This is a genomic window from Nocardioides sp. URHA0032 (genome assembly GCF_000620645.1).
Classification (GTDB): Bacteria; Actinomycetota; Actinomycetes; order Propionibacteriales; family Nocardioidaceae; genus Nocardioides.
The window spans coordinates 41,472-55,002 of the sequence record NZ_KK211160.1 but is presented as its reverse complement, the minus strand read 5'-3'; the positions used below and the strand labels follow the sequence as shown (position 1 = coordinate 55,002).

Genomic DNA, 13,531 nt, shown 5'->3' with positions numbered 1-13,531 from the left:
CATTCTCCCTTGTGACGGTGTCGAGCAACTCTTGCACAGAAGTGTCACAAGTCGGCACCCCGACTACCCTCCTCCCACATGAGGGTGCGGTGGGTCGGGGTGACGCTCGCGCTCGTGCTGCTGGGCGCCGCTGCCGGGTACGGCATCGGCGTGCTCCGGCAGGAGGAGCCCACCACCGTCGCGGTCGCCGCTCCCGTGCCGGCACAGTCGCCCTCGATCCCGGTGCTCCCGACGCGGGGCTACTCCCCGGACATCGACTACCCGCCGCTCGAGACCGACCTCGACTACAAGGCGCACAAGCTGGGCGACCCGACCTACCAGTGGCGGTACGACGTGCCGAAGGGCTGGGCGCCGGAGGAGGTCTCGCCGCTGTTCGAGGTCCGCTGGCGACCGGCCGACGAGCCGACCATCGGGGGCTACAGCCTCCGCGTGAAGCTGGTCAACGAGCACCGCACCAACGAGGAGATGGTCGCCGCGAAGCTGGCCGCGGTGCAGGCGATCTACGACGACGTGCACGTGCTCGCCCGGACCGACGACATGCTCTCCTTCCGCTACCGTGACCCCGACCACAACACCGAGCGGTTCAACACGTTCACCTGGTTCACGGTCCCGGGCGGCACCCTCGCGGAGTTCGAGATGAGCGTGGTCGGCCGCGCGGTCGACGTCCCCGGCCTCGACAGCCTCCGCGACCACGTCGCGGCGAGCATCGAGAAGCTCCCCTAGCTCCCCCAGCTCAGAAGCCGCGCGCCTGCACGTCGTCGAGGACGTTGTTCGCGGTGGCGCGGCTGGCGCTGCGGATCTGCACCCAGAGCAGCCGGTTCGCGGCCAGCCGGACCACCCGCTCGACGGTGACGCCGCCGGGGCAGTCGGTGTAGAGCACGGTCCGGGAGGGGTGTCCGCCGAAGGTGCCGGGGACCGGCTCCTGCGCGCTGGCGCACTCGGGGTGCCGCGGCATCCGCGCGGGCAGCTCGGTGCCGGGCAGGATGCCGAGGAAGACGCCCTGCGCGCGCGAGCTGACGTCGGTCCAGTCCGTCACAGTGCCGACCGACAGGGCCGGGAACTCGCCGCCGTCGGTGGGCGCCTCCCAGCCGCTCGGCGCGACCGCCCGCTCCCAGTCGCCGGGCACGGTCACGAACAGCGTGCCGGTGTCGTCACCGACGGTCGCCTCGCCCTCCCCGCGCTGCTCGGCCCAGTACCCGGCACCCACGCCGACCGCGAGTGCCAGGAGACCGGCGAGCGCGCCGATCGCCCAGCGGGTGCGCCGCCGGCGCGGCGGCACCGGTGCCGGCAGTGGCTCGTCGGACGGCCGCTGCGAGGGCCGGGCTCCGGGCTGGGTCAGGTGCGGGTCGACCGGCAGCCAGGCAGCCGACCGGTCGCCGGCCGCGGCCGCTCCGAGAGCGTCCTCGAGCGCGTCGACGTACGACATGACGTCGGGCCACCGGTCCGCGCGGTCGACCGAGAGCCCCCGGCGCACGACGGCCTCCACCGGCGTCGCGAACGGCCGGTCCGGGGTCGACAGCGGCGCGGGCGCCGCCGGCGAGGCCGCGGCGGACAGCGACGCGTGGGCGTACGGCGCCCGCCCGCTCAGCAGCAGGTACGTGATGGCCGCCAGGGAGTACTGGTCGGCGCGGGGGTCCAGCGGCTCGCCCTGCGCCTGCTCCGGCGCCACGAACGTCGGCGTGCCGGCGATCATCGTCAGCCGCGACGAGACGTCGAGAGCCTTGCCGAGCCCGAGGTCGGCGACCATCGCCCGCACGGTGCCGTTGCCGGAGTCCTCGACGGTGCGGAACAGCACGTTCGCCGGCTTCACGTCGCGGTGCAGCACCCCGCGCTCGTGCAGCGCCTGGAGTCCGGAGCCGACCTGGCGCACGACCTCCATCGCCTGCGCCGGTGTCACGCCCTCGAGCTCGAGACGGTCGGCCAGCGTGCCCTGGTCGGCGTACGACATCACCAGGTAGGGCCGGCCGTCCTCGAGCTCGCCGGCGTCGTACACGCTCACGACGTACGGCGACTCCACCTTGCGCAGGAACCGCCCCTCCTCGAGGAAGCGCTGCCGCACGGCGGTGTCCTCGGTCCAGTTGTCCGCGAGCACCTTGACCGCCACGGGCGAGTCCAGCTGCTCGTCGTAGGCGAGCCAGACGGTCGCGAACCCGCCGGACCCGATCCGGCGGCGCACGGCGTACCGGCCGAGACGGGAGGGCATGGACACCCGGCCATTATCAGGGACCCGCCGCCCGACCCCGAGCCTCCACCCCGGGAGGGGCCGGGGTCGGCTCAGGGACGAGGCGCCCCACTTCCCTGATGTGGGCACCACGCTCCAGGCGACAGGCTCGTGGCCATGATCAAGGTCGATTCACTCACCAAGAGGTACGGCGCCTTCACCGCCGTCGACGACGTCAGCTTCACCGCCCGGCCGGGCCGGGTCACCGGCTTCCTCGGCCCGAACGGCGCCGGGAAGTCCACGAGCATGCGGGTCATGGTCGGGCTCACCCCGGCCACCTCCGGCTACGCCGAGGTCAGCGCCCGGCGGTTCGCCGACCTGCCGAACCCCGGCCTGGAGGTCGGCGTCCTGCTCGACGCCTCCGCCCAGCACGCCGGACGCACCGGCCGCGAGATCCTCACCATCGCCCAGCGCACCATGGGCCTGCCGGCCGGCCGGGTCGACGAGATGCTCGAGCGCGTCAGCCTGACGCCCACCGAGTCGGGCCGCCGGGTGCGCAACTACTCCCTCGGCATGCGCCAGCGCCTCGGCATCGCGACCGCGCTGCTCGGCGATCCCGAGGTCCTGATCCTCGACGAGCCCGCGAACGGCCTGGACCCGGCCGGCATCCGCTGGATGCGCGACCTGCTGCGTGGGTACGCCGACCAGGGCGGCACCGTGCTGCTCAGCAGCCACCTGCTGCACGAGATCGAGGTCATCGCCGACGACCTCGTGGTGATCGGCAACGGCCGGATCGTCGCCCAGGGCACGAAGGCCGAGCTGCTCGCCTCCGCGGGCACCCTGGTCCGGACCCGGGACGTGCCGACGCTGTCCCGAGCCCTGGTCGACGCCGATGTCGAGTTCTCCCCCATGACCGACGCCCTCCGCGTCGAGGCCGACCCCGACGTCGTCGGACAGGTCGCCCTGCGGGCCGGCGTGGCCCTCACCGAGCTGCGCGCCGCCGACGGCGCCGGCCTCGAGGAGATGTTCCTCGAGCTCACCGCAGACACCCAGCGAGAAGGAGTAGCAGCATGACCGCCACGACCGTCGAAGGCGCGGTGCAGACCGAGGTCGTCCGCGCGCCGCGACCCGCGCCCGCGCGGATCCCGTTCTCCCGGATCGTGACCGTGGAGCTGCGCAAGTCGTTCGACACCCGGTCCGGCTTCTGGCTGATGGCCAGCATCGGCATCCTCGCGGTGATCGCGACGGGGGCGACCATCCTGTTCGCGCCGGACGACCAGCTCACCTACGACAACTTCGCCGCCGCGATCGGCTTCCCCATGGCCGTGGTCCTGCCGGTGATCGCGGTCCTGTCGGTGACCAGCGAGTGGAGCCAGCGCACCGGACTCACCTCGTTCACGCTGGTGCCGCACCGCGGTCGCGTGATCGGCGCCAAGCTGGCAGTCACGGTCGGAGTCGGCGTCGCGTCGATGCTGCTCGCCGCGGCGATCGGAGCTCTCGGCAACCTCCTGGGCTCAACGATCGCCGGGACCGACACGGTCTGGGACGTCAGCGCCCTCGAACTCGCCTACATCGTGCTCGCCAACGTGCTCGGCATGCTCATCGGATTCATGCTGGGCGTCCTGCTGCGCAACTCCGCGGCCGCCATCGTGGGCTACTTCGTCATCAGCTTCGTGCTGGTGCCGCTGTCCATGCTGCTCGCGCAGAGCCAGGCCTGGTTCGAGAAGGCCCAGCCGTGGGTCGACTTCAACTTCGCCCAGGGCTACCTGTTCAACGGCGACATGTCGGGCCAGCACTGGGCGCAGATCGGGGTCACCAGCCTCTTCTGGTTGATCATCCCGATGACGATCGGGCTCTGGAGCGTGCTGCGCTCCGAGGTCAAGTAACCGTTTGGTCACCCTTCCCCGTCGTCCGACTAGGGTCGGTACGACGGGGAAGGGTGAACTGCGTGATGGAGGCACTGACGCCGGACGAGATCGACGATCTCGCCCGGCGTGCTCAACAGGGAGACCGGGACGCGCTGGAGGCGCTGCTCACGGCGGTCCGGCCGCGCGCGCTGAACGTGTGCCGGGGCGTGCTGCCGCACCTGCCGGACGCCGAGGACGCCTGCCAGGAGGCGCTGATCAACGTCGCCAACAAGATCGGATCCTGGGGCGGCCGCGGCCGGTTCACCACCTGGATGCACGTCGTGGCCGTGAACAGCGCGCGCACGACGTACCGCCGGATGAAGAACCAGGCCATCGCCGCCGACCCCCAGGAGGTCGGCCCGCTCGACAAGCCGGACCCGCGCACCACCAGCGTCATCGCCGGCACCCGCCTCGACCTGCTCGAGGCGATGGAGACGATCGAGAAGGACCACCCGCAGTTCGTGGAGCCACTGCTGCTCCGCGACGTCTACGGGCTCTCCTACGAGGAGATCGCCGAGCAGGTCGGGGCGCCGCTCGGCACCATCAAGGCCCAGATCCACCACGGCCGCAAGCTCGCCCGGCCCCTGCTCCGGGGTGACGGATGAAGGACGGCGCGGCCGCCCTCGCGGCCCTCGCCCTCCTGCTCACCGGCTGCACCTCCGACGCCGGCCGGACCTCACCGCAGCCCGCCGCGTCCCCCACCGGCGACGTCGCCGACGGGTTCAGCAGGACCGTCGAGGACTCGGTCTACCCCGAGGTCGGCGATCCCGGCGTCGACGCCCTCCACTACGGGCTGGCGCTCGCCTGGGACCCCCGCACCTCCACGCTGGACGCGACGGAGCGGCTGCACTTCCGCTCGACCGCCAGCGCCGACGACTTCCGCCTCGACTTCGCCGCGCCGCTCGACCCGAGCTCGGTCACGGTCGACGGCGAGAAGGCGACGTACGACCACGACGGCAAGGACCTCGTCGTCGACCGTCCGGTCGAGGCGAACGCCGAGTACACGCTGGTGATCCGGTACTCCGGCAAGCCCGAGCCGGTTCCCGCACCCGTCCAGCGCAGCGACTTCAGCAGCACCGGCTGGACGGTGACCCGGGACGGCGGCGCGTGGACCATGCAGGAGCCGTACGGCGCCTACAGCTGGTACGCCGTCAACGACCAGCCGTCGGACAAGGCGCTGTACGACGTGACGATCTCGGCGTCCGCCGGCATGGTCGGCGTGTCCAACGGCGCGCTCCTGTCCCGCCGCGAGCAGGACGGCGACACCGTCACCCACTGGCGGCTCGACGAGCCGGCCTCGTCGTACCTCGTGACGGTCGCGATCGGCCACTTCACGATGACCGAGGACCGCTCGCCGTCCGGGGTGCCCATCACGTACTGGACGCCGGCGGACCGCCCGGACCTGCTCCAGCGGCTCCGCCGGGCACCGGCCGCGATGGCCTGGCTCGAGGACCGGCTCGGACCGTTCCCGTTCGACCAGCTCGGCTTCCTCGTCGTCGACTCCAGGAGCGGCATGGAGACGCAGACGATGATCACCCTCGGCGACACCCGCTACGCGACCTCGCCCGAGGTGCTCGTGCACGAGATGGCGCACCACTGGTACGGCGACGAGGTGACGCCGCTCGACTGGCGAGACGTCTGGATGAACGAGGGCATGGCCACGTACCTCCAGGGCGTCTGGCAGAGCGAGGACGAGGGCACGCCGCTCGAGGACCGGATGGACTACTGGGCCACGCTCGACACCCAGCTGCGGCAGGACGCCGGCCCGCCCGCGAACTACCGGACGGACTCGTTCGGCGCGGGCAACGTCTACTACATCCCCGCGGTGATGTGGGACGAGCTGCGCAAGAAGCTCGGCGACGACGAGTTCTGGAAGCTGGTGCGGGCCTGGCCCGCCAGCCACGAGGACGGCAACGCGGACTACCAGGAGATCACCTCGTGGTGGTCGGAGAAGAGCGGCCAGGACCTCCGGAACTTCTTCAACGCCTGGCTGCTCGGGCCGGAGACGCCGCAGCGCGGCTGAGCGTGCAAACCCGGGCGGGTTTCTCCGGTCGGCCGGTGAAACCCGACGGACACGCCGGGCGGGATCGGCGTGTCCGTCGGGTTTCCCCCGACAAGTCGCCGCTCCCGGCCCGTCTGCCATGGGCGGAATCCCTTGCGGACGTACGCCGGACCGGGAAGCGTGCCGCTCGTGAAGATCCTCGTGCTCGGCGGTTCGGTGTTCCTGTCCAAGGCGGTCGCGACGGACGCGCTCGAGCGCGGCCACGAGGTGACCTGCGCGACCCGCGGCACGTCCGGCCCCGTGCCGGACGGTGCCACCTTCGTCGCGTGGGACCGCACCCAGGAGGTCCCCGGCGAGCTGGCCGGCGCGTCGTACGACGCCGTCGTCGACGTCGCCCGGATCCCCTCCTGGGTCCGCAAGGGCGTGGCGGCCTTCCCGTCCGCGCACTGGGTCTTCGTCTCGACCGTCAACGCGTACGCCGACGACTCCGTCCCCGACGGGACGCCCGGCACGCTCGAGCTGCGGGAGCCCCGGCACGAGGACGCCGACCTCGGCACGGACCCGGAGGCGTACGGACCGATGAAGGTCGCGTGCGAGCAGCTGGTGCGGCAGGGCGCGGCGTCCTGGACGGTGATCCGCCCCGGGCTGATCGTCGGCCCCGGCGACCCGACCGGCCGCTTCACGTACTGGCCGGTCCGGCTCGCCGACGGCGGTGAGGCGCTCGCCGGCGGCCGGCCCGGGGACCGGATGCAGGTGATCGACGTCCGTGACCTCGCGGCGTGGATCGTCACCTGCGCCGAGCAGCGGACGGGCGGCGACCTCGACGGCGTCGGCGAGGTCATGCCGCTCTCGCGGATGCTCGCCGAGACAGCCGCGGGAGTCGGCTCGGACGCCACGTTCACCTGGGTCCCGCAGGAGTTCCTCGCCGAGCAGGGCGTCGAGCCGTGGATGGGGCCCGAGGCGCTGCCGCTCTGGCTCCCGCGTCCCGAGTGCGACGGCCTCGGCACCCACGACCCGGCGCCGTCGTACGCCGCGGGCCTGGTGCTCCGGCCGGTCGCCGACACCGCGCGGGACACGCTGGCCTGGGTGCGGGCCACCCCGGACGCGCCCGTGAGCGGAATGTCACGCGACCGCGAGGCCGCGGTCCTCGCCGCGTGGCATAGCCTCCGGGAGTGACCCGCCTGTCGGCCGCCGAGCTCATCGACCTGGTCCTCGACGAGGGCTCCTGGACCTCGTGGGACACCCCGCCGTCGTACGGCGACCTCAGCGAGGAGTACGCCGCCGAGCTGGCCGCCGCGCGCGAGAAGAGCGGGGTCGACGAGTCGGTGCTGAGCGGCGAGGGCCTCATGCACGGCCGCCGGGTGGCGGTCGTGATGGGCGAGTTCCGGTTCCTCGCCGGGTCGATTGGTCGCGCCGCGGCCGACCGGCTCGTGGCCGCGATCGAGCGCGCCACCCGCGAGGGGCTGCCGCTGCTGGCCGGGCCCGTGAGCGGCGGCACCCGGATGCAGGAGGGCACGCCGGCGTTCGTGCAGATGGTCCGGATCACCGAGGCGGTCGCGGCGCACAAGTCCGCCGGCCTGCCGTACCTCGTCTACCTCCGCAATCCCACCACCGGCGGAGTGATGGCGTCCTGGGGCTCGCTCGGGCACATGACCGTCGCCGAGCCGGGCGCACTGATCGGCTTCCTGGGCCCACGGGTGTACGAGGCGTTGTACGGCAGGCCGTTCCCGGAGGGCGTGCAGACCGCGGAGAACCTCTACGCCCACGGCATCCTGGACGCCGTCCTGCCGCCCGAGGAGATCGCCGGCATCCTCGACCGCGCGCTCGCGATCCTGCTCGCGCCCCGCCACGGCATCAAGCCGGTGCCCGCGCCGGTCCGGCTGACCCCGCTGCCCGACGTCGACACGTGGGACGCGGTGACCCGGTCGCGGCGTCCCGACCGGCCCGGGGTCCGCCGCCTGCTGAAGTACGCCGCCAGCGACGTGATCCCGCTCAACGGCACCGGCCAGGGGGAGCGGGACCCCGGGCTGCTGCTCGCCCTGGTCAGCTTCGGCCAGGCGCCGTGCGTGTTCCTCGGCCAGGACCGCCGCGGCCAGACCGCCGAGCACCCGATGGGCCCGGAGGCACTCCGCGAGGCCCAGCGCGGGATGCGGCTCGCGTCCGACCTCGGCCTGCCCCTCGTCACGGTCATCGACACCCAGGGCGCGGCCCTCTCCCCGGAGGCCGAGAACGGCGGCATGGCCGGCGAGATCGCGCGCTGCCTCGCCGAGCTGGTCACCGTCCGGGCGCCCACCCTGTGCCTGATGCTCGGCGAGGGGAACGGCGGCGGGGCGTTGGCGTTGCTGCCGGCGGACCGGGTGATCGCCGCCCAGCACGCCTGGCTCTCACCGCTGCCGCCGGAGGGCGCCAGCGCGATCGTGCACCGCGACCTCGACCACGCTCCCGAGATGGCGCGCGCCCAGAAGGTGCGGGCGCTCGACCTGCGCGAGGCCGGCATCGTGGACCGGATCGTCGCCGAGCTCCCGGACGCCGCCGACGAGCCCGAGGCGTTCTGCGAGCGGGTCGGCGCGGTCCTCGAGCACGAGCTCGCCGCGCTCCTCGACGCGGGGCCGGGCAGTCCCGCCGATCGCGCCCGCCGGTACCTGTAGCAGTCACCGGGCCTGTAGAACAGGTTACAGTTCCGGCCCATGAAGACGTACGTCGTGAGCGGGGCCGCGTCCGGCATCGGGGCGCCACGGCGGCGCTGCTGCAGGAGCAGGGTCACCGGGTGATCACGGTCGACCGGGTCGAGGTGGACCGCGAGGGCGGCGGGATCGACGTGCTGGCGGACCTCGCGACGCCGGAGGGGCGGGCGCACGCGGTCGCCGGGGTCCGGACCCTCGCCGACGTCGTCCACGGCGTCGTGCCGGCAGCCGGCATCGCCGGTCGCACCGGGGTCCCGTCCGACCTGCTGGTGTCGGTGAACTTCTTCGGCGCCGTCGCGCTGGTGCGCGGGCTGCACCACGAGCTCGCGGCAGCGGGCGGCGCGGGCGTGGTGTTCCTCGCGTCGAACTCGATCACCGGCATGCCCGGCTGGAACGCCCCCGTCGCGCAGGCCTGCCTCCGCGACGACGAGCCGCTCGCCCGGGAGGAGGCCGCGCAGGTCGACTCGGTGATGGTCTACCCGTCCAGCAAGGCGGCGCTCGCCTGGTGGGCTCGCCGCGAGGGCGTGAAGCCGGAGTGGGCGGGCGCCGGCATCCGGCTCAACTCCGTCGCGCCGGGCGCCACCGAGACGCCGATGGTCGACCAGATGCGGGCCGATCCGCTGCTCGGGACCGCGATCGACGCGTACCCCAACGCGATCGGCCGGCTCGGCCGGCCCGAGGAGGTCGCGGCCGCGATCGGCTTCCTGCTCTCCGAGCCCGCGGCGAACATCGTCGGCGCGGTGCTCTTCATCGACGGCGGGACCGACGCGATGCTGCACCCGATCGCGCCGCCCGGCTGGGAGGTCGGGCCGATCGAGGCCTGACCGGTCAGCCCACGCAGGACTGCGCGGCCAGCGTCAGCGAGTCCTTGACCTCGGGCTCGTGGGCGAGGTCCGGGTTCAGGAAGTGCCCCTGCTCGTCGAAGAGCCCCGCGTCGACGAGGGCGTCGAAGCCGAGGTCGTCGACCACGTGCTGGGCGACGCACTCGGCCCGCACGTCGTTCATGGCACCGGCGAGCGAGTCGGCGAGCTCGCTGGTCGCCCGGTGCTCGACCTCCACCGGCGCGGCCGGTGGCGGCCCGTCGTCGGAGCGGGTGAGGGCCCACACCGTGCCGGCGACGGCGACCAGGACCACGACCGGGACGGCCACGAGCCACCCCCGCCGACGCGCCGATGCGGCCGGCGGCTCGCCCGCCAGCCGGGCCGCGGCCGCCAGGCCGTCGCGGAACGCCGCGGCGGACGGATAGCGCTCCGCCGGGTCCTTCGCCAGCGCCCTGGCCAGGACCCGGTTGACCGCGACGGTCCGGGCGTCGGTGCCGGGCAACTGCGGGACCGGGCCGTCCGCGCGGGGCGGGCGGCCCTCCAGCGTCGCCCACAGCAGGCAGCCGAGCGCGTAGACGTCCGAGGCGACGCCCTCGGGCGACATGTACGCCGGGGTGCCGGCGTCGTCCGGCGCGCTCCCGACCGGGCCGGCGATCCCGAAGTCGCAGAGGTACGCGCGAATCCGCGGGCCGCGGCGCAGCAGCACGTTGGCGGGCTTGATGTCGCGGTGCTCGAGCCCGACGGCGTGCGCGTCCGCGAGGCCGGACGCCACCTGGCCGATCAGGTCGAGAGCGACCGGGACCGGCGGCGCGCCGTACTCCCGCAGCAGCCGGCCGAGGTCGCCGTCGGGGATCAGCTGGCTGGCGATCCAGAGCCGGCCGGCGTCCTCACCGTGCGCGTAGACGGGCACGACGTGCTCGGACGTCAGCGCCGCCTGCGTCCGGGCCTCCCGGACGAAGCGCTCGCGGAAGCCGGGGTCGTCGGCGAGCTGCGGCGAGATCACCTTCAGCGCGACCGAGCGCTCGAGCCCGGTGTCCCACGCCTCGTGCACGACACCCATGCCGCCGCTGCCGAGGCGGCGGACGAGGCGGTAGGGCCCGAGCGTCTCCACGCTGCGAGTCCTACCCCGGTTCCCTAGGGTGCCAACATGAGCTCCCACCGCGTGGCCTTGGCCCTGGGCTCCGGCGGTGCCCGCGGGTACGCCCACATCGGCGCCATCGAGGAGATCCGGGACCGCGGGCACGAGATCGTCGCGATCGCCGGCACCTCGATGGGCGCGCTGGTCGGCGGCCTCGCGGCGGCCGACCGGATGGAGCCGTACGCCGAGTGGGCGCGCTCGCTCACCCAGCGCGACGTGCTGCGCCTCCTCGACCCGAAGTGGTCCGCGCCCGGCGCGATCCGGGCCCAGCGGATCTTCGAGCAGGTCGAGGAGCTGGTCGGTGACCGGCTGATCGAGGACCTCGCGGTCCCGTTCACCGCGGTCGCCACCGACCTGCACGCCCGCCGCGAGGTGTGGTTCCAGCGCGGTCCGCTCCTGTCGGCGATCCGGGCCTCGATCGCGATCCCGGGCGTGATCACGCCGGTCGAGATGAACGGCCGCCTGCTCGCCGACGGTGGCCTGATGAACCCGGTGCCGATCGAGCCGACCGCGGCCGCGGCGGCCGACCTCACCATCGCGATCTCGCTGTCCGGCGCCCGGCTGCCGCAGGAACCGTCAGCGCCCGCGCGGGAAGCGGCCGAGCCGTCGTGGCGCGAGGAGCTGGTGGACCGGGTCCGCCGTACCGTCGGGCGGACCGTCGAGCCGGTCGCCCCGAGCCTGCTCGACGAGCTCCGCATCTCCGACGTGGTGGGGATGTCCATGGACGCGATGCAGGGCCTGATCAGCCGGTACCGGATGGCCGGCATGCCGCCGGACGTCCTGGTGACCGTGCCGGTCAGCGCCGCCCGGTCGCTGGAGTTCCACCGCGCGGACGAGATGATCGAGCTCGGCCGCCGGCTCACGGCCGACGCGCTCGACACGGCCGGGCACTGATGCCGCCCGCCGGCGTGCTGCTCCTGTCCGGGCCGCCGTGCTCGGGGAAGTCCTCGATCGGGCGGCTGCTCGCCGCCGACCGGGTCCACCTCGAGGTAGACGCGCTCTTCCACCTGCTGCTCCCGGGATCGGACCGGGGCCGCGAGGACCGGATGCTCGGGTACGACGCCGCGCACGTCCTCGCCCGCCTGGCGCTCGACCGCGGGCGGGACGTGCTCCTCGAGTGCACCTACGCCCGGCGCGAGCAGCGGGCCAGCCTGGTCGCGGCCGCGCCGGACACCCCGCTCTGGGTCGTCGAGATCCACGTCCCGCCCGACGAGGCGGTCCGCCGCTTCCGGGGCCGACGCCAGGAGACGGACCTCGACGAGGCCTCGGTCCGCGAGCGGGCCGCGGCGTTCCCCTACTCCGACCAGGCGTTCCGGCTGACGTCGGCCGCGGCGGCACCGGCCGACCACGCCCGGGCCGTGGCCGCCTGGCTGCGCGGCGGACCGCCGCCGGTGCGACCGGACAGCTGGGCCGCGGCCGGCCGCCCTTGGAACGGCCCCTAGAAGACCAGCGCCGTGGCCGGGTCCTCGAGCATCCCGGCGACGTCGGACAGGAAGCGCGAGCCCTTCTCGCCGTCGATGTGCCGGTGGTCGAAGGACAGCGCGAGCGTGCAGACCTGCCGCACCACGATCTCGTCGTCGACGACCCACGGCGCCTTCTTGACCGCGCCGAAGCACAGGATCGCGGACTCGCCCGGGTTGATGATCGGGGTGCCGCCGTCGACGCCGAACGGCCCGACGTTCGTGATCGTGAAGGTGCCGCCGGCCATCTCCGCCGGCTGCGTCCTCCCCTCGCGCGCGGTCGCGGTCAGCGCGTTCAGCGCCTGCGCGAGCTCGAGCAGCGACATGGACTCGGCGTCCTTGACGTTCGGCACGACCAGCCCGCGCGGGGTGGCCGCCGCGATGCCGAGGTTCACGTAGCGCTTGAGCACGACCTCTCCGGCCGCCTCGTCCCACCACGAGTTGATCTCCGGCGTACGCCGCATCGCCAGCATCACCGCGCGGCTCAGCACCAGCAGCGGCGAGATCTTGACCTCGCGGAACTCGCGGCGCGACCGCAGCCGCTCGACGAGCTCCATGGTCCTGGTGACGTCGACGGTGACCCACTCGGTCACGTGCGGCACCGTGAACGCCGACTGGACCATGGCCTGGCCCATCATCTTGCGCACACCCTTGATCGGCTCCCGGGTCTCCCGTTCACCCGGCCGGGTGTCGTACGACCTGGCCACCGGAGCAGCCACCTCGGACGACGTCCCGCCGGCGGCCGACTCGACGTCCTCGCGGGACACCGTGCCGTTCGGCCCGGTCGGCGTCAACGACCGCAGGTCGACGCCGAGGTCCTTGGCCAGCTTGCGCACCGGCGGCTTGGCCAGCACCTGGACGGACGCGGCAGGCGCCGTCGTTGCGGGCGTGGACGGCACCGGCGTCTCGTCCGCCTCGACCATCGGAGACTCGCCGGCCTCGAACGCGGCCTGCGCCTGCATGTGCGCCGCGGCGGCGCCGGACGCGACCTTGCGGGCCCGTCGGACCGGGCCGCGGTCGGCCTTGTTGCGGCCGACCAGCGACTCGCCCTCGCCGCCACCGGAGGCGGCGGGGTTGGACAGGTCGATCTCGACGGGGGCATCGGCGGTGGCCGCGGCGGGCTCACCGATCGCGATGATCGGCGTGCCGACCGGGATCATCTCGCCGGCCTCGACCAGGATCGCGGTCACCTCGCCGGCGTACGGCGACGGCAGCTCGACGATCGACTTCGCGGTCTCGATCTCGACGACGATCTGGTTGATCTCGACGACGTCGCCGACCTTGACGTGCCAGGCGACGATCTCCGCCTCGGTCAGGCCTTCACCGACGTCGGGCAGCTTGTACTCAGGCATGGCTCA

General features: G+C 73.5%; 13 protein-coding genes. 10 read left to right on the top strand and 3 right to left on the bottom strand.

Annotation, left to right across the window (positions count from 1 at the left end; all coding sequences use genetic code 11):
- Positions 1–78 precede the first annotated feature (78 nt).
- Positions 79–723 carry a hypothetical protein gene (locus N538_RS0118300; RefSeq protein ID WP_155992228.1) on the top strand — a complete coding sequence of 215 codons (645 nt, stop codon included), beginning with the start codon at positions 79–81 and terminating at the stop codon, positions 721–723.
- A 10-nt stretch (positions 724–733) separates the two neighbouring features.
- On the opposite strand, the gene N538_RS28635 is transcribed toward N538_RS0118300, so the two are convergent.
- The gene (locus N538_RS28635; protein WP_036571454.1) at positions 734–2,203 is read right to left on the bottom strand and encodes a serine/threonine-protein kinase; all 1,470 of its coding nucleotides are present in this window, start codon (positions 2,201–2,203) and stop codon (positions 734–736) included.
- A gap of 135 nt (positions 2,204–2,338) precedes the next feature.
- Here N538_RS28635 and N538_RS0118290 point away from each other — a divergent pair, with 135 nt between their 5' ends.
- The 7 genes from N538_RS0118290 (at position 2,339) to N538_RS26120 (ending at position 9,578) form a co-directional block, all read left to right on the top strand.
- Entirely contained in the window at positions 2,339–3,235 is an 897-nt protein-coding gene (locus tag N538_RS0118290; protein WP_028638503.1) for an ABC transporter ATP-binding protein, read from the top strand.
- A complete protein-coding gene (locus tag N538_RS0118285; protein ID WP_028638502.1) occupies positions 3,232–4,047 on the top strand; it encodes an ABC transporter permease subunit in 816 nt (271 codons plus the stop codon). Before N538_RS0118290 ends, N538_RS0118285 begins: the two co-directional genes overlap by 4 nt.
- Before the next feature lie 65 nt (positions 4,048–4,112).
- Positions 4,113–4,673: an RNA polymerase sigma factor gene (locus N538_RS0118280; protein ID WP_028638501.1), complete on the top strand. Its 561-nt coding sequence runs from the start codon at positions 4,113–4,115 to the stop codon at positions 4,671–4,673.
- The gene (locus N538_RS26125) at positions 4,670–6,091 is read left to right on the top strand and encodes a M1 family metallopeptidase (RefSeq protein WP_051549428.1); all 1,422 of its coding nucleotides are present in this window, start codon (positions 4,670–4,672) and stop codon (positions 6,089–6,091) included. Before N538_RS0118280 ends, N538_RS26125 begins: the two co-directional genes overlap by 4 nt.
- 168 nt (positions 6,092–6,259) lie before the next feature.
- A complete protein-coding gene (locus tag N538_RS0118270; protein WP_028638500.1) occupies positions 6,260–7,246 on the top strand; it encodes an NAD-dependent epimerase/dehydratase family protein in 987 nt (328 codons plus the stop codon).
- Positions 7,243–8,718 carry a carboxyl transferase domain-containing protein gene (locus tag N538_RS0118265; protein WP_028638499.1) on the top strand — a complete coding sequence of 492 codons (1,476 nt, stop codon included), beginning with the start codon at positions 7,243–7,245 and terminating at the stop codon, positions 8,716–8,718. Before N538_RS0118270 ends, N538_RS0118265 begins: the two co-directional genes overlap by 4 nt.
- Positions 8,719–8,837: 119 nt before the next feature.
- Positions 8,838–9,578, top strand: a complete 741-nt coding sequence (locus tag N538_RS26120) for an SDR family oxidoreductase (RefSeq protein ID WP_231496269.1) — start codon at positions 8,838–8,840, stop codon at positions 9,576–9,578.
- Between the two features lie 4 nt (positions 9,579–9,582).
- Here the strand turns inward: N538_RS26120 and N538_RS26115 are convergent, their stop codons facing one another.
- Positions 9,583–10,686 carry a serine/threonine-protein kinase gene (locus tag N538_RS26115; protein ID WP_051549427.1) on the bottom strand — a complete coding sequence of 368 codons (1,104 nt, stop codon included), beginning with the start codon at positions 10,684–10,686 and terminating at the stop codon, positions 9,583–9,585.
- A gap of 36 nt (positions 10,687–10,722) precedes the next feature.
- On the opposite strand from N538_RS26115, the gene N538_RS0118250 reads away from it, so the two are divergent.
- Positions 10,723–11,607, top strand: a complete 885-nt coding sequence (locus N538_RS0118250) for a patatin-like phospholipase family protein (RefSeq protein ID WP_036571269.1) — start codon at positions 10,723–10,725, stop codon at positions 11,605–11,607.
- Positions 11,607–12,155, top strand: coding sequence for an AAA family ATPase (locus N538_RS0118245; protein WP_028638497.1), 549 nt, complete (start codon positions 11,607–11,609; stop codon positions 12,153–12,155). Before N538_RS0118250 ends, N538_RS0118245 begins: the two co-directional genes overlap by 1 nt.
- On the opposite strand, the gene N538_RS0118240 is transcribed toward N538_RS0118245, so the two are convergent.
- Positions 12,152–13,525 (bottom strand): dihydrolipoamide acetyltransferase family protein, encoded by a 1,374-nt coding sequence (locus N538_RS0118240; RefSeq protein ID WP_028638496.1) that lies wholly within the window; start codon positions 13,523–13,525, stop codon positions 12,152–12,154. The genes N538_RS0118245 and N538_RS0118240 overlap by 4 nt on opposite strands.
- Positions 13,526–13,531 lie beyond the last annotated feature (6 nt).